The sequence below is a fragment of the Kordia sp. genome (genome assembly GCF_965283645.1).
In the GTDB taxonomy this organism is placed as follows: domain Bacteria; phylum Bacteroidota; class Bacteroidia; order Flavobacteriales; family Flavobacteriaceae; genus Kordia.
Genome location: NZ_CBDIPG010000001.1, coordinates 844,261 through 861,378, shown reverse-complemented (window position 1 = coordinate 861,378; position 17,118 = coordinate 844,261). Strand labels below are relative to the sequence as shown.

The following is a 17,118-nucleotide window of genomic DNA, read 5'->3' as shown; positions in this document are numbered from 1 at the left end:
GTATAATTTTCCAGTTTTTACTTCGTAACTACTAAAAGTGTTTACAATATAAAAGGATCTTTCTAGGTGAACAGAAGTCATACCTCTAAAATTAACGCATAATTGAGTTTGAAATTTTCACCAAAACTTTTCCACATTAATTCGTCGTAATTCGGTTGCATAGATTTTATGTTGAACTGAAGTTAGTTCAGTAATCCAAATTATCAAACTGACACATTATTAAATCTTCAAATTGAACAATTAAATCCGCTTCTCCAACCAAGTTTTGAACGAATAGAAGTTTTGTGGTGCTACGCCATGTCCCACAGGAAATTCCTCGTATGCATGTTTCAAATTATGTTCTTGCATAAACGGCTCAATTTCACGAGCGGCTTCTACAGGAATCACTTGATCTACACTTCCATGAGAACAATAAAAATCTAGGGAACTGTAATCTTTCTCCGTATTGAAATCAAATATGTTATGGTTTAAATAACCACTCAATGCAATTACATTTTTTATTTTTTCAGGATACGTAAACGCAACGGCATAACTCAAAATAGTTCCTTGACTAAATCCTAGAAGTGTAACATTTTCCCTATCTACAGGATAATTTTCAACAACTTCATCAATAAAATTGGCAACTGCATCACGCGATTCTACAGCATGTTCGTCATTGCTTATTTTTTCAGTAGCTGTGTAATGAATATCATACCAAGAATAGCCATACGGTTGTAAATCTCTTGGTGCTCTCACCGAAACAATAAATAATTCTTCAGGTAACTCAGCCGCAAACGAAAATAAATCTTCTTCATTACTTCCATAGCCATGAAATAATAGTAATACTGGCGATTTTTCAACAGCCGTTTTTGGTGCTCGAATGATATGATGAAGTGATAGTTTTTTAGCTTGCATACTGATAAAATTATAATGATTTAAACAATTTTTGGAAAAAATCACCAACTATTGGAATTGGTTCATGTTCACATTGAAACGCATTTGTGAGTCCAAAAAACCACAAAACAGCAAAGAATACATAAAAAGCAGAAGAAATCATCCAATTATCAAAATAACTGACCACAACTGCAATAGCAAAAAACAACATATTAAGTCCTAATGCTTGTCGTATATGAAAACTTGCGTATGGATTCTTCTTTTCTGTATTTGAAATAATCGCAATTACGGTTCCTATCAATGTGATATAGGAAATAATGGCGTTTTGTCTTCCTTCTTCAATTATTTGTGGATTCATATTGAATCTATTTTTTGATGATTATGCACAATTCCGTACACAGTTCCGTTGAGTTTTTTTCCTAAAAAAGCACTATTTTTAGAGGTACTATGAATGTGTTTTTCTGTAAATGTATAGTTTCCTTTCGGATTGAAAAGTGTCAGATTTGCTATTTGTCCTACTGCAATTTGAGACGCTTCAATTCCAAATCGTTCTTTTCCAGCAGTTAGCAATTCAATTACTTTTTCTGTTGATAACACCGTTTGTAAAGCACCAAAAGCCGTTTCCAAACCAATAGTTCCGTACATAGCGTTATCAAACTCAACTTTCTTATGTTCTACATCTATTGGATTGTGATCGCTGGTAATCATGTCAATTGTTCCATCTTGTAAACCTGCTACAATGGCTTCACAATCATTTTTCGTGCGCAATGGTGGCAATATTTTGTAATTGGTATCAAACTCTTCCAATTCGTCATCAGACAGTAAAATATTATGAATAGCAACTGAACAACTTACATTCAAACCTTTTTGTTTGGCTTCACGAATTAATTGAACTGATTTCGCTGTAGAAATTGTTGGAATGTGTAATTTTCCTTGTGTATATTCTAACAGAAATAAATCGCGGGCAACCTGTAACTCTTCTGCCAAACTTGGAATTCCTTTCAAACCTAAACGTGTACTATTGTGTCCTTCGTTGACAATTCCTTTTCCTGCAATTTTGTTCTCTTGTGGAAATGATAAGACCAAACCACCAAAGTTGGAAGCGTATAACAACGCTATTTTTAACAAATTTGGATTGTCAATCGATTTCTGATAATCGCCAAACGCAACTGCGCCAGCATTTTTCATATCGAACAACTCGGCTAAATCTACACTTTCACTTTTTGTCGTCAACGCGCCAATAGGATAGAGGTCAACGGCGTTTCCAAAAGCATTGCTTTTTAAAAAGGCAATATCTGCTTTCGAATCTGCAATCGGATTCGCATTCGGATTTACCGCAATTGCCGTAAAACCACTTTTTGCCGCAGTTTTAAGTCCGTTTTCAATCGTTTCACGTTCTTCAAAACCTGGTTCACCTAAACTTACGCTACTGTCAAACCAACCTTGCGAAACATGCAGATTTTCGTATGAAATGGTATCGTAATTGTTTGGGTTTTCAATAGTTGAAGCAATTTGTGTAATGATTCCGTTTTCTATCAAAATATCATGTGTAGAGCCGTTGTGTTTGCTCTTCAAATCTAGGATAGTTGCGGATTTTATGATGAGGTTCATTTGACGAATTTTAAAATCAAAATTTCAATACATAAAAATAGTAATGCAAAAATAACAAACCATTTCCAAAGCGAAGCTACAGACTGTTCATTTTTTAAATCTTCAAAAAATTGAGCTACCGTAGTATGTGTATTTTCTGGATATAAATTGGCAATGTTATGATATTGTAACGTACTTTCTTTTCGATCAAAATTATAGCTAACTTTTTGTAAATCAGTATTTTGATTTTTTATAGTGTAAATTCCCGCAGTTGTAGGAAATTCATCTGTTGTTAAACGAACTTTATTATTTGCAGTTTGTTGTAATGGAATAAATTCTTCTGTGTCTTTCACAATTGTTAAGACCGCATCTTGCGATAACGAAGTCTGTACATCAAACGTATTTTCTTTACCTAAGGTGTAATACAGGTTGGTTAATTGCAAACTATTTTTTCCAATATTATAAAAGATTGGCACAATTAACGGCGTGCTTTTAAAGTTTGAATTTTCCTTATTAATAGCCGCTGTAAAAAGATAGGTTTCATCGTTTTCAACTAAAAACTGCGCATTATTTTCTAACGATAGAATTGCGGCACTTGCTTTTTCCATGTTGAAATAATGATTCACTTTCGGATATTGAAAATTGGTCACTTTTTTCTCAAACACATTTGTAAACAACGGATGCGAGAAGTTAATGTTTGTAATTTTCTTTTCAGTTACGTTTGGAATTTCTTGAAAACGTCTAAAATTATTCGCTTGTAGTAATTCGTTATACGTGTTTAAAGTGCTTTCCTTCGCGGGAATAATTACTAACGAACCGCCGTTTTGTTTGAAACTTCTCAACGCTGTCAACAACGGATTCGGAATCGTTTTTAGTTCGTTAAGAATAATCAATTGTTGTGTTGAAATGGCATTGTAATTCAATTGATTTATAGGAGCAGAAATCAAGTTGAATTCGTCTTCCGTGTACAATTTCTTCAAAAATTCGTCATCCGCTTCATTGATGGCTAATACATTAATTTTTTCAGGCGCGTTGATGTTGAAAAATAGTTGATTATCAAACTGTAACGAATTGTCATCAATTTTAATAGTTCCTTGAATCACTTTATTTGAAGGAATCGAAAATGTGACTTCTGAAGCATTTTGCGTATCTAAATTCACAGACGATTTTGCAATCAAACTTTCGCCATCGTATAGCGAAACGGGTACATCTTGCACAGGAATTCCTGAGTTTTTAAGGACAACCGCAATTGTAACCGAATTTGCATCTTGTTCTGAAATGTATAAACTATCCAACGCAATATTGTTGGCGTTTGCAGGTTTTAGTTGAATATAATTTGTGCTAAACGTACTATCATTCTGCACTGAAAGTTGTGCATGTTGTTGAAAATCTGAGATAAGAATCAAGTTTTTAACCGAATTCTGTTGTTTCGTAAATAACTTACGACCTTTTAGAATTACAGAAGGAATTGCTTCTTGTTGATGCGAATATTCTAATTGCAACAATTCATTTCGAATACTTTTGATCGTTGTGTTTTTATAGGTTTCTGTATTCGTAAATATAGAAACTTCTTCATCTTCCGGAACCGTATTTAGTAATTCTTGAACAGCGCGTTTGAGTAAATCGCCTTTTTCACCTTTCGTTTGCATGCTAAACGAATTGTCTAAATAGATAACCGTTTCGTTTTCGGTTTTTACAATATCTCTATTCGCAAAATACGGTTGAGCAAAGGCTATAACAAGTGCGGCGAGTGCTAATAAGCGTGTACAAAGAATCAACCATTTTTTTAATTGTGAGCTTTTACGTGTCTGAAGAATAACGTTTTGCAGAAACTTTACATTTGTAAACGCAGTCTTTTCAAAGCGTCGCAATTGAAACAAATGAACAAGAATAGGAATAAGGAGTAAAACTAGCGCGTAAAGTACTTCTGGGTATTTGAATTGCATTCCTATAAAAACGTTTGTCAAATATAAACGTTTAATTTTATTTTATTGTGATTTTGGGTTTATAATGATTTGTTAAAGTGGGTTTGTAGTTGATAGTCTATTTATTGAACAGATAAAATATTTTATTAGAAAAATAAAACATAAAATTTCAATTAGAGTTTTGTTCTATATTTATTTATAAACATATTTAGATATTTCTCATTTTCACAAATAACCTTATCTCTTGAATTGTTAATAAATGAATAATTATATGATTCAGTCATTTCTTCCGATAAATTGAAAGTTCCACTTTTGTATTGATTGTTTATTTTCTGAGACATAGTAGCTATGATTGTTTTACTATTTATAGGGTAGATTACCATTGTTATATGTGCAGCAGGACTAGTCAATGTCAAACCATCATCGGTTTTTATATCTTCATAAGACTTGGATCGATTTATTATCGAAGTATTATCGGGTAAAAAAAAGAAATGATTTTTATGGGCTTTAAAAACATAATAATTAATTTCCCCCATATTATATAATATTTCATCAGTAAGTTTATTAAAGTCAATGGGTAATTTATTTTTTACAGGTTTTTGTGTATCAATAATATTAGAAAATTCTTGCTTTAATTCATCTGAAAAAAGATCATACATATCACTTAATCCCCCTAAAATTGCATTTTGTGTTTCTAATTGATGCTCCCTAGTACGCATGTCACCAATAATACCTAGCCTTATTAAATATTTTATCGATTGTTCAAATAAAACGAGATTATTAGTCTCTATGCTTTTGAATAATGAGTGATAGTATTTATTAAAATCTCTTTCAAAATTCGAATTTAAATTATCTTCAATTGTTTTATGATCAATTTCATTTTTATCATCTGTAATTGAATTTAAATCCTTTTCAGCAAAGTCTTTTCTTTCTAATCTTTTAGTTAAAACTTTCTTTTCTAATTTACTATAATAGCTGTAATATTTATTAACTGTTAGAAATTTTTTAATTAATACTTGGGATACATAATGATGATTTCTAGGTATACTCATTTCAGTTTTTTATTTATTGATATTTAGACTTTTATTGTATTTTCCAGATAGACTTGTGAGTTGATTCAAAGTAAACCAAAGATTACACATACACAATGTGGTTTCCCGTAATCCAGAAAAAAACCTCAATATTTTATCGATTAGAAATAAACTAGTAGACTTTTAAACTCTTTTGTAGATCCGCTTTGTGTCAAATAGTTACTGCGTCAACCTGAATTTATTTCAAGTCTCAGATATAAGATTGATTCACAATAGTATGAGACTCTGAATCAAGTTCAGAATGACGTACTTTGTAGCTTTATGATATTTTACGAATATTTCATAAACCAATCAATTTTTCAATTCTTCAATTTTCAATCTTTTAATGATTCAACAAATACCACTGAATCGCCATAATCGTTTTGGCATCTAAAAATTCTTTGTTCTGATACTTTTGAATGACCATTTCTTTCGATAATTTAACCAATTGAATATCTTCTTGTTCACTTTCCAAACCGCCACCTTTTGCTGTTTTGTGTGTAGAGTTGACTTCCGCATAATACAGATAGGTTTTTTCCGAACAACCGCCAGGCGAAACAAACGATTCACTGATGAGTTCAACGGAATCCATTTCGTAACCAATTTCTTCTTTCACTTCTTCCCGAACTCTAACTTCAGGATTATCTACAGGTTTCATGGAGCCTGCAGGAATTTCCAGCAACCAACCGTTAGTTTCTTGTACGGTTGGATATCTAAATTGATTGGTAAATAAAAACGAATCTGTGTCTTGTTCATAAATCAAAATTGCAACGGAATTGTTACGTTCAAACGATAAGCGATCCACCGTAATTTGCTCGCCATTAAACCGATCATGTGTAATTGTTCCTTTCTTAACCTGAAAAAAACCATTAAAAACCAATTCTTCTGCTATAATTCTATATTTCATGTTTCTCTAATTTAAGTCAAATGATATTTATTAAAAATACTACAATCATTCTGAAAGAAAAAACAATTACTTATTTCATAAAACCACGTAAAAATACGCTAGTATAAAAACACGACTACATTTATCTTTAGGCAACTAAAAAAATCAACACATTATGGCAAATACACCTCCAAAATTTAGAATCTATCCTTCTATCGGAATTGCACGACTTGGAAATGGTCCTGCAACGAAAGATCAAGTAATATTTAGTCCAGAAATTCCTTGGGCAAACTTATTTGAAACGGATAAAAATTACTTAACGAAAGATGGACGTTTAAAAAAACAAGCACAACGTTTTTACATTTATGAATGTGATGCAAACGGAAATCCAACAAAACAAATTGATGCGGCTGCTTACGATATTGAATGGTCAGTGGAAGTTGCTAATAAAAAACCATTTTGGTACGATTTTAATAATAGTTTAGATTTATCTGTAGTAGCAGACAATCAAAACTTATCGCCAAATTTTGTAAAAGATAAATTAGCGCCAGGAATTAATGCTGCATATAGAAATCCGAATGTATTAAATCAAGAATTGCGAGTAAAAGATGGTTATAATTTTCGTAAAGATTTGGTAAATCATCCAGGAACGATCAGTGTTGACGAAAATGATAAACGTAAAGAAATAAAAGGACAATTTCCTTCTTCAAAATTTTCAAAAGATGGTGTCAGCATGTTGGCAAAACGTATGAATGTTGATGCAAAAGATGTAAATCTTGGAACAGTTGAATACGATGATGATGGAACACTCATATTTTATGGAGCTGACGGAATTTCTGCGGCGTTAAATCCTTCCGACTTAAATACTGATTTTGCAGATAATTCTAATTGGTATGATGACATTTGTGATGGACGCATTACGGCAAACATTCGCAAAAAAGATTCTGGGGAAGAATATAAACTAGACGACGCAAATACTGCCGCTTGGGTTGCATCTGCTCCGCCAGATTATGCGCCACAAATTCAACCACTTTCTACAATGTTTGATCTAATTACGGGAGCGGCAAATGAAAAGCATGCCCCAGAATTGGCAACCGTTTTCCCAATGATGTATCGTTTATACAGAATGCAATGGGTAAACTTAGGTGATTTCTTAGCGCCGTCATTCAAAGAAACTATTGACGAATTAATAGCAACAGATACATTCAAATATATTTATACAAAAGAACCAAAAGCGGAAGCTGATGCAGTACGTGAAAAAATATTTAATATGTTCCGTAATCCTGCATATAATATGGCAAATGAGCCAATAATTCCAAGTAAAAACTCAACGGATTTGGTCAATCGTGGAAGCGGAACAGAAGAATTAAAACTACCATACTATCCAGGTGATGCAATTGATTATCCAGGAAGTCCGGCACAATGGTTTGCAATTCCACCAATGATTTACGAACAACTAAGAGAATGGCGCGATGGTAATTTTTATACGCCAGCAAGTTTCAACTTTAAAAACATGGATGAAATGGGCGAATTTTACCGCCAGCAATTCTTAGAATCTGCAAAAGATGAAGCGCGCAAACCATTATTAATGACACGTGCCGTATTGGAAACGTTATATGGTGGTGGATTTCACCCAGGAGTAGAATTAACTTGGCCAATGCGTCACAATGAAATTTATGCTGAAAACAAAGAAACATACAAACTTATCGTAGATAATTCTAACTACAGAATTGGTGCTTATGGATTGCGTGAAGTACGATTAAACCTAGCTTCAAAAGAAGAACAAGAAAGAATTTTCTATAACAATTTTGGTTTCTCAATGAATGCAGAAGATGTGCGTAAATCAATGGAAAGCGGAAGTGAAGATAGCTGGTTTTGGAAAGTTACACCAGGCGATTTAACAAAATGGATGGGAATTCCGTGGCAATCTGACGCAGGAAGTTGTCAGGCTGTATACGTAGAAAAACAATATCCAATTCCATCATGGTGGGCGGCAAACTTACCAGTACATGTATTGCCAAAAGATAGTTATGAAAAATTATTAGATCCAACAATTTTAGAGGATACAAAACGTAACATTTATGCAAATCGAATGGATTGGTTGCATACGGCAAGTACAGGATTTATAGGATATCACGCAGAAGGCGGTTACATGAACGGTTTGATAAATATGGTGTACCAATGGAAAGATATTGGAGTTGTAACTGGTAGAAAACTGGATTTAGATATTGATGGAATTCCAAACATTATATATGTAGCGTACGATTCTAAGGATAACTAGATTCATTCCTGCGCAGGCAGAAACCTCTAAGAAGTACTTCATCTCAATTTCATTCGATGTGCGCTTTTGAATCATTAGATATCGAAAGCGTCACTTCGAATGTTCTGAAACTAAATACTACCAATAAATCTGTGAATACAGTCATTACAAAACTGAAAAATGTGAAAAAACAAGTCATCATTTTAGGCAACGGCATTGCAGGTATAACGCTTGCAGTGCTTTTACAACGAAAAGGAATTCCGTTTGTCTTGTTACACAGAGAAGGTGAAAAACAACCTTTTGCACTTGGTGAAACTTTACCACCGTCAGCTATGCAATTTCTAAATGAATTAAAACTTCTTTCCATTTTTGAAGAAAACGCATATCGAAAAACCTATGGATATCACTCTATGTGGGGAAATTCACGTGTAACAGATATTAACTTTTTTCATCAAAATCCGTATAAAAATGGATTGAAAATTAACAAACACCAAACCTTAGAAAAACTTCGAGAACTCATAAAAGACAATATGATTTCGTATCAAAAAGGACTTGAAGTTATTCACGAAGTATATGGAAATACAGTTGTTTTAGGAAAAAATGAAGGTGTGAAAATCATACAAGGAAAAATTCTTATTGATGCAACAGGTAGAAATCGTACAGTTTTACAAAAACTAAAAATTCAAAATGAAATTCATGATGAATTGGTCGCTGTAAGTTGTCACATTCCAAAAATACAACATCCGAAACTCACGCATGAAGTCTATGTAGAAAGTTTTAAAGAAGGTTGGGGAATTGTCTCAGCATTAAACGAAACCGAAAATATATGCACTATTTTTACACATAAAGGACATGAAATTTTGTCCCAATTAAAAGAAGTTTCACAATGGAAATCTGCATTAGCGGAAACTGTTTACTTAAAAGATTTTCTGCAAGAAACCAATCAGGCTAAATTAAAAGGTGGAAACGCAAACTCATCAGTTGCTTCACAAATTGCAGGAAGTAATTGGTTAGCCATCGGAGACGCCGCAATGTCTTTTGATCCGTTATCATCACACGGAATAACAAACGCAATCTACACATCCGCAAAAGCGGCAGAAGCAATAGAAAAGAAGTTGAATTTTGCAGATTCTGAAGCATTTCCCGAGTACGGAAAAACCATGCAAACCATTTTCAAGCAATATTTACACTCTAAAAACAATTTATACCAACAAGAAACACGTTGGAAAGATGCGATTTTTTGGAAGCGGTTTTTTACTTCTTACTCATAATTTTTGAAGCACTTTCTTTCATTTTTGAAATTTGCCTACAGAGTAAGTCAAAATACGGTTGAATTCAATACACTAAAACCATTATCTTGCTTTTTTGAAGTAGTGTGTTGGCTTTTTGACTATGTCTCAAAAATTGCTTTTTCAACACCCTTGAATCCTTTAGTTTTATTAAAATTCATAGTATGTATAAAATTTATCATACTATCTGACGGATCAATAGTGTTTAAGTTTAAATTCTCAATAGTTTCAGGCACAAACAAAACAGATAAAATAATTTGATCTTTCAAATGACCTGTACTTGTATCTACCATTTTAATCACAGCATTAATTCTTACATGTTCTAATGGTAAATATGCGAAAATCTCTCTAGCAACTCTTAATGTGGCACTACAAATATGATCTTGGTATAATTCATTAAATTTTGTTTTAGGCATTTCTCTTTTTGATAATTTACCTGTTGAAGTTTGCTTCAATTCATAATTTGGAATAGTATCCAAACTATTTGTATACAAATTGATGTCAATATAATCTTCGTCAAAAATAAAACCTATTTGAGTGCCTAATTCATTTAAATCAGAGAACGGATCAAAATATTTAATAGCGTCCTTATAAGAAGCTATGTTCTTTTTTTTAACACCTATACAAATATTATTAAGTTCCTCCCATTCTTCTAATTCATTTAGATAAGAATCGTAAGCTAATTCATATTCTTCTTTGTCTTTTTTGATAGCAATTTTAGCTAACAGCTCTAATCTCACTACTTGTTTCTTAGAAGATCCAAGAAGAGAATCAATAAAAGAAGGTTTGTAATTTTTTAAATTAGTATGTGCGATAGTTTCATTTATAAATTGAGGCTCTGGTTCAATAGGTTTTTCTGTATTTTCAATTAAATTCCAGTCAATAGATTCTGTACAGTTTTTGTGGACTGAAGTTAACATACTTACATAATTATTCCAATCAGAAACAGCTTTTTCAGCATTTCTTATATCTTGAAGTTTTTGTTGCTCCTTGAATTTTTTAGCAGCTTCACGAGCTTTTCTTTTTTGTTCTCTTTCAATTCTTCTCAAAGTTGCTCCATATGATCTAAGCGCTCCTTTTAACGTTGCCATTCTAGTTTTTTTAATATTTTAAGTAAAACTAAATAACTTAATGTTTTATTATATGTGGTTTCCCGTAATCAAATTAAATAATTGGTAATTTCACATAAACATTCACACTGAGCAAAGCCGAAGTGCATAAACGAATAAACAAACAGTCAACCAACAAACTCAATTCCAAAAAAAATTGAATAACTTCGCAGCATGATTAAAGAAATTCAACTGCGTGTCACGCTTGAAGAAGAAACACAAGACGCTATTGTACTGCAAAAAGTAGTGAAACAATTGCGTATTGACAAAGATGAGGTAAGCGGAATCAAAGTATTACGAAAATCAATTGATGCCCGTAAACCGTTGATTATCTTCAATTATAAAGTGGCGGTTTACATTAACGAAGCGCTTCCAGAAGCGAGTGAATATGTGTTTGAATATAAAGACGTATCCAATGCAAAGGAAATTCATATTGTAGGTTTCGGTCCAGCCGGAATGTATGCCGCATTACGTTGTATCGAACTAGGTTTTAAACCAATAGTACTCGAACGTGGAAAAAATGTACAAGATCGGCGTCGTGATTTGCGCGCGATCAATCAAGAGCATTTTGTCAATGAAGACTCAAACTATTGCTTTGGCGAAGGTGGCGCAGGAACATATTCTGATGGAAAACTCTATACACGAAGCCTAAAACGTGGTGATGTGCGAAGAATCTTTGAAAATCTAGTTTATCACGGTGCAACGGATCAAATACTAGTTGATGCACATCCACATATTGGCACCAATAAATTGCCTAAAATTGTTCAAAATATTCGTGAAACGATCCTAAAATTTGGTGGTGAAGTACATTTTGAAACACGCGTAACAGATTTTGTCATTAAAGAAAACAAAATACAAGCAATTCAATTACTTGATGGTCGTGAAATGATCGCAAATCGTGTTATTCTAGCCACAGGACATTCCGCTAGAGATATTTATAAATTACTACACAAACACGAAATTGCTCTCAAAGCAAAATCGTTTGCAATGGGCGTTCGTGTAGAACATCCACAAGAAATTATAGACAATATTCAATACCATTGTACTGGCGAGCGCAACGAATTATTACCAGCGGCAGCGTATAGTTTGGTACACCAAGTTGGAGATCGCGGTGTATATTCGTTTTGTATGTGTCCGGGCGGATTTATTGTTCCTGCGGCAACGGCAAATGGAGAAGTAGTGGTCAACGGAATGTCACCATCACGTAGAAATAATCAATTTGCCAATTCGGGAATTGTTGTCGAAATTAACGTGGACAAAGATTTATACAAATACGAAAAATATGGCGTTTTAAAAGGGTTAGAATTTCAAAAAGATTTAGAAAAACTAGCATTTACAGCTGGTGGAAGAAGTCAGGTAGCACCAGCACAACGTTTAACGGACTTTGTGGAAGGTAAATTATCAACAGATTTAAATTCGACGTCCTATCAACCAGGATTGAAATCGGCACCTTTACACTCGTTATTGCCAAAACCTATTGGCGGACGTTTGCGTAAAGGATTTGCGGCTTTTGGTCAAAAAATGAACGGCTATTACACAGATCAAGCAAATATCATAGGAGTAGAGTCGCGTACATCTTCACCCGTTAACATTCCACGAAAGGAAAACTTAGAACATCCAGAAGTTGAAGGATTATTTCCATGTGGAGAAGGTGGCGGTTATGCTGGCGGAATCGTTTCTGCGGCTATGGATGGTGAACGTTGTGCAGAAGCGGCAATTGTAGGATTGTAAATTTTACACAACTGTAATTTTCAAAATTATGCTTACAAAAAAATAATTGTCTTTTTTAAAATATTAATTTATCTTGCTGATATTAAAACAATAAGAAATATCCCGATTATGAAAATTTTGAAAAAACTATCTTTTGCGTTAATCGCATTAATGCTTTTATTTTCTTTTACAGCTCCAAGTGGTGAACATATAGGTAAGTAGAAAGGAAAAGACAAGGGCGATATTGGATTCCTAACTTTATCAGATGATGGATTCGCTACGTTTGAATTTAGTGGTCAAATAATGGGTGGCAAATCATACAATCATCAAGGAGTTAATGCCGCTATGAAATATACGGTGAACACTGGAACGTCTCCAACTTCGATCGATTTTATTATTTATGATAATGACCAAAAAGAAGAGCTTGGACGTTTAAAAGGAATCATAAAAATGAAATCTAGAAACGAAATGCAAATGGCAATGACATTTGGTGGCGGATCAGGCAGACCAACTGATTTCTCACATGATGCGATCGTTTTTAATCGTGTCAAATAATAATAAAAAACATTGATCACATTAAAATACAAGCCTCATCAATTGATGAGGTTTTTTTATGTAAAAAAATAAATTTTTTAATGTAACATATTGATTTTCAATATTTAAATATCATCTTTGGAATCTATAATTGTTTAAAGCTAGAGTGTATAATGTATGATAATTGTCCTAAGAAATTAAATATTAAAACTTCTCAAAAACGCCCAATCCAAACAATGCAAAATCATACTTTACAGGATCGTTAGGATCAAGTTTGCGTAACGCTGTATCCAATTCTAACAAGGCTTTTCCATCGTTTTGTTTTCGTTTTAACAAACCAAGTTTTCGCGCTACATTTCCAGAATGTACATCTAACGGACATGATAATTGTGAAGGCGATAAAGATTTCCAAATACCAAAATCAACACCTTTGGTATCATTGCGAACCATCCAACGGAGAAACATATTGATACGTTTGGCGGCACTTCCTTTTTTTGGATCAGAAACGTGTTTGCGCGTGCGTTCAGGATGTGGAATACTGAAAAAAACGTTCTTAAATTCTGAAATTGTATGTTGTAAGTTAGCTGCTTTAGAATTTGCAAAAACCGCTTCCAATCCACCGTGATGTTCATAAATATTTTTCAATGCTTTGATAAAAAACACAAAATCAATTCCGTTGAATGTTCGGTGTACGAAAGAATGTAATGATTCTAAATCTTCTTCAGTATGTTGCATCACAAAATCATATGGTGAATTTCCTAATAAATTCATCATTCTTTTTGCGTTATTATTGATCATTTTTCGATTTCCCCAAGCAATCGTTGCTGTTAAAAAAGCCGCGATTTCAATATCTTCTTTCTGTTCAAACTGATACGGGATTTGAATCGGATCGCTTTCTACAAATTTCGGTTGATTGTATTCAACAACCTTTTCATCGAGAAAGACTTTTAATTCAGTTAAATTCATATTAAATTGAAGTCTTATTACAAAAATAATTATTATTTTCATTTTCGATATAATCTCACCTATATGTTTGCAAATTACTCATACTATTTTTTTTGGATTGCGATTCTATTTTCGTGTTACAGTTCGGCACAAACGCTTTCGGGTTATGTGTTTGATGAGAAGACGAAAGAACCTTTGTACGGCGTTTCCGTGTATTTTGATGGAACAACGAATGGAACGGCAACGGACACGCAAGGAAAATTTATTATCAGTTATAAAGCTTCTACCGAATCAGCTCTGGTTATCAGTTATTTAGGATACGATTCACGAGCATTTGATGTACGAAAGTTAGCCAGTGGTGTTAAGGTTTATTTACAACCAAAAAATGAAGCTTTAGGTGTTGTGTACATTGAAAATGATCCGTGGTCACGTAAAAAGAAGATGGCAATTTTTAGGCGTGAATTTATAGGAAATAGCATGGAAGCTCGCGATTGTAAAATTTTAAATGAAGATGATATTGATGTCGTTTTTAATCCAACCACAAAAACGCTCATGGCGTATGCTAATAAACCAATTCTTATTAAAAATAAATATTTAGGGTATACAGTTTCGTATGCAATGGAAGAGTTTGAAGCTACTTTACAAGTATCGCGAAACGGATTTGCCACCACAAGACGTGTATATGTAGAAGGTACAAGTTTTTATTCGGAATTGAGTGAAAAAACACGAAAACGGTATGTAAAAGCTAGAGAAAAAGAATTTGGACAATCCATTTTATATTTTATGCGATCGTTGGCAAAAAAGCAATTGGAAGAAAACGGTTTTCAAGTTTTTCACAAAGGATTTATAGTGCCACCATACAAATATTTTGACATTACGCAAGAAGGAGAAAATACTAAAGTTAACCTAAAAACCAATAAGTTAACAATTATGTATGATCGATTTTACAAATCATTTATGACCATTCCGTATGAAAATAAAGAATTCTACATTAACAAATTTGGAAACTTTTCACCTCCAAAAAAGTTATCTTTCGGAGGATTTTTTGGTGAAAAGCGAATCGCAAATACATTGCCGTTAGATTATAACTTGTAAGTTTCGTCGAGCTTGTCTTCTAAGGAATTGATAAAAGCAATAATTGCATTTAGTTCTTCGTCTGTTAGGTTAAGCGGATCGGGTGGAAGTGTTTGATTTTCCAACGAAATGTCTATACCAGAACCACCTCCAAGATTGTAAAATTTTAGTACTTCCTCCAGTGTGTCATATACGCCATTGTGCATGTATGGAGCTGTCTTTGAAGCATTGCGAACTGTAGGTGTTTTAAAGGCAAATCGTTTCAATTCGGCTTGTGCCACATTGTAACGTCCGACATCTTTGTCTATTGTAGCATTTTTCCAAGATTTTACGTCTGGAACGCCCAAAACTTCCAATTCACTTTCTGTAAAATAGGGTGGAACTGTTCCGTTAAAAATTGGCGCAAAGTGACATGTAGCACATTTTCCTTTTCCCATAAAAAGATTAAAACCAAGCGTTTCTTCTTCTGTAAATGTATTTTCTTTTCCAGAAATATTCCTGTCAAACTTAGAGTTGAAAGGTGTTAAAGTACGAATATATGTTGCGATAGCATTTCGAACCGATTTGTGATCAATACCTTGTTTGTATAAGGTTTCAAATCGTTTTTTGTAGCGTGAAGAATTTTCTAAGTTTTTAATAATTAGGTCCGTATTTACATGAAATTCCTTTTCATTATTAATGACATCTAAGATTTGATTTTCTAAATTTTCGACACGTGCATCATAAAATTGTGATTGTTGCAAGCTTGCATATAGTAATGTAGGCGAGTTACGTTGTACAAAGTCTCCATTATTATCTTTTGAAAAGCGCAAACCGTCTGTAAATGCTTTTTCAGGTTGATGACAGCTTGCACAATTCATCGTGCCCGAAGCTGAAAGTGAAGCATCAAAAAAGAGTTCTTTACCAAGTTGTGCAATTTCAGGAGATACGTCTGGACTGTATCTTGGTTTAAATGCATTTGGATTGAAGGTGGCTGCATCAAAAAAAGAGTCAATTTCATAGTTCAACTTTCGCTCTAAAGGAAATTCCACTTCCCAATCTGTTACTGTTTGATTCCACAAAGAAACCATTGGATGCAAGTTGTCTTTGATAAACCCATACCGATCGAATGCATCAAAATTTTCTGCGTTTGTAAATGCTTTCTGAGCATTTTCTAATGCTGTAATCCAACTTTTATATAACTGTTTGTCATTGAAATGTGTTTCGTAAATTTTGAAATAAGTTGCTAAGCTTACAAAAACTTCTCTATTTTCAGGAATGGACTGTAATAGTATTGGCGAATCAAACCCAGCTATTCCTAACGACATTACTCTCACCAAAGCCTGTCGTGTTAACCATAAAAACTTATAATCTGTATGTTTTAAAATAGAATTATGATTTTGTTCGAGTGTAAGTTTTCTGTAAATGTCATTTGCGTATGCACGAATTGCAATTGTATCAATTTCCGTTGCTACAATGGCTTCTTCTAACGCTTGAAAACCTGAAGCTTCAATTACTTTTTCGGCATTATCGCCTTCATCAACTTTTGGTAAATTGGCTTTGTTTAACCCATAATAATTGGCACTATTATAAAATGATAAAATTGGTTCTAAACGTTTGAATGCTAATCGTGATTCTTTAAAATAATATAAAATACTATCTTTCTTTGTTGCCTCGCGCAAAGCAAGAACTTCTTGTAAACAAATAGCAATATCTTTTGTAAATTGTGCTTTGATAGCTGTGGTAATTTCAGTTGTATCTTTTGCAGGAGCTATAACTGTTTCGGGCGTCTTTTTACACGCATACGGGAACAGGAAACTGATACATATAACAAAGAGGCTTAGCATGTAAGCCTCTTTTAGTAGATTAATTTT

General features: G+C 33.3%; 14 protein-coding genes. 5 read left to right on the top strand and 9 right to left on the bottom strand.

Annotated features, from left to right (window positions below):
- Window positions 1-240 precede the first annotated feature (240 nt).
- From ACQ654_RS03505 to ACQ654_RS03480, 6 genes are all read right to left on the bottom strand, one after another.
- Window positions 241-894, bottom strand: coding sequence for an alpha/beta hydrolase (locus ACQ654_RS03505; protein WP_430408930.1), 654 nt, complete (start codon window positions 892-894; stop codon window positions 241-243).
- Window positions 895-904: 10 nt separating this feature from the next.
- The gene (locus ACQ654_RS03500; protein WP_430408929.1) at window positions 905-1,231 is read right to left on the bottom strand and encodes a DUF4870 domain-containing protein; all 327 of its coding nucleotides are present in this window, start codon (window positions 1,229-1,231) and stop codon (window positions 905-907) included.
- Window positions 1,228-2,484 carry a dihydroorotase gene (locus ACQ654_RS03495; RefSeq protein ID WP_430408928.1) on the bottom strand — a complete coding sequence of 419 codons (1,257 nt, stop codon included), beginning with the start codon at window positions 2,482-2,484 and terminating at the stop codon, window positions 1,228-1,230. Before ACQ654_RS03495 ends, ACQ654_RS03500 begins: the two co-directional genes overlap by 4 nt.
- Window positions 2,481-4,409, bottom strand: a complete 1,929-nt coding sequence (locus tag ACQ654_RS03490; RefSeq protein ID WP_430408927.1) for a BatA domain-containing protein — start codon at window positions 4,407-4,409, stop codon at window positions 2,481-2,483. Before ACQ654_RS03490 ends, ACQ654_RS03495 begins: the two co-directional genes overlap by 4 nt.
- Window positions 4,410-4,561: 152 nt before the next feature.
- The gene (locus ACQ654_RS03485; protein ID WP_430408926.1) at window positions 4,562-5,440 is read right to left on the bottom strand and encodes a DUF4238 domain-containing protein; all 879 of its coding nucleotides are present in this window, start codon (window positions 5,438-5,440) and stop codon (window positions 4,562-4,564) included.
- Window positions 5,441-5,801: 361 nt separating this feature from the next.
- On the bottom strand, window positions 5,802-6,365 hold the full coding sequence (locus ACQ654_RS03480) for an NUDIX domain-containing protein (protein ID WP_430408925.1): 564 nt from the start codon (window positions 6,363-6,365) through the stop codon (window positions 5,802-5,804).
- A gap of 154 nt (window positions 6,366-6,519) precedes the next feature.
- Between ACQ654_RS03480 and ACQ654_RS03475 the strand changes: the two genes are divergently transcribed.
- Both ACQ654_RS03475 and ACQ654_RS03470 read left to right on the top strand, forming a co-directional pair.
- Window positions 6,520-8,625, top strand: coding sequence for a LodA/GoxA family CTQ-dependent oxidase (locus ACQ654_RS03475; protein ID WP_430408924.1), 2,106 nt, complete (start codon window positions 6,520-6,522; stop codon window positions 8,623-8,625).
- 161 nt (window positions 8,626-8,786) lie between these two features.
- On the top strand, window positions 8,787-9,875 hold the full coding sequence (locus ACQ654_RS03470) for an NAD(P)/FAD-dependent oxidoreductase (protein WP_430408923.1): 1,089 nt from the start codon (window positions 8,787-8,789) through the stop codon (window positions 9,873-9,875).
- A 119-nt stretch (window positions 9,876-9,994) separates the two neighbouring features.
- Here the strand turns inward: ACQ654_RS03470 and ACQ654_RS03465 are convergent, their stop codons facing one another.
- Window positions 9,995-10,984, bottom strand: a complete 990-nt coding sequence (locus tag ACQ654_RS03465; protein WP_430408922.1) for a hypothetical protein — start codon at window positions 10,982-10,984, stop codon at window positions 9,995-9,997.
- A gap of 192 nt (window positions 10,985-11,176) precedes the next feature.
- Here ACQ654_RS03465 and ACQ654_RS03460 point away from each other — a divergent pair, with 192 nt between their 5' ends.
- Window positions 11,177-12,733, top strand: a complete 1,557-nt coding sequence (locus ACQ654_RS03460) for an NAD(P)/FAD-dependent oxidoreductase (protein WP_430408921.1) — start codon at window positions 11,177-11,179, stop codon at window positions 12,731-12,733.
- A 282-nt stretch (window positions 12,734-13,015) separates the two neighbouring features.
- Entirely contained in the window at window positions 13,016-13,267 is a 252-nt protein-coding gene (locus ACQ654_RS03455; protein ID WP_430408920.1) for a hypothetical protein, read from the top strand.
- 183 nt (window positions 13,268-13,450) lie between these two features.
- Here ACQ654_RS03455 and ACQ654_RS03450 read toward each other — a convergent pair whose 3' ends face one another.
- On the bottom strand, window positions 13,451-14,212 hold the full coding sequence (locus ACQ654_RS03450; protein WP_430408919.1) for a TIGR02757 family protein: 762 nt from the start codon (window positions 14,210-14,212) through the stop codon (window positions 13,451-13,453).
- Window positions 14,213-14,275: 63 nt separating this feature from the next.
- On the opposite strand from ACQ654_RS03450, the gene ACQ654_RS03445 reads away from it, so the two are divergent.
- On the top strand, window positions 14,276-15,286 hold the full coding sequence (locus ACQ654_RS03445) for a carboxypeptidase-like regulatory domain-containing protein (protein ID WP_430408918.1): 1,011 nt from the start codon (window positions 14,276-14,278) through the stop codon (window positions 15,284-15,286).
- On the opposite strand, the gene ACQ654_RS03440 is transcribed toward ACQ654_RS03445, so the two are convergent.
- The gene (locus tag ACQ654_RS03440) at window positions 15,274-17,091 is read right to left on the bottom strand and encodes a cytochrome-c peroxidase (RefSeq protein ID WP_430408917.1); all 1,818 of its coding nucleotides are present in this window, start codon (window positions 17,089-17,091) and stop codon (window positions 15,274-15,276) included. The two genes, ACQ654_RS03445 and ACQ654_RS03440, sit on opposite strands and share 13 nt — an antisense overlap.
- Window positions 17,092-17,118 lie beyond the last annotated feature (27 nt).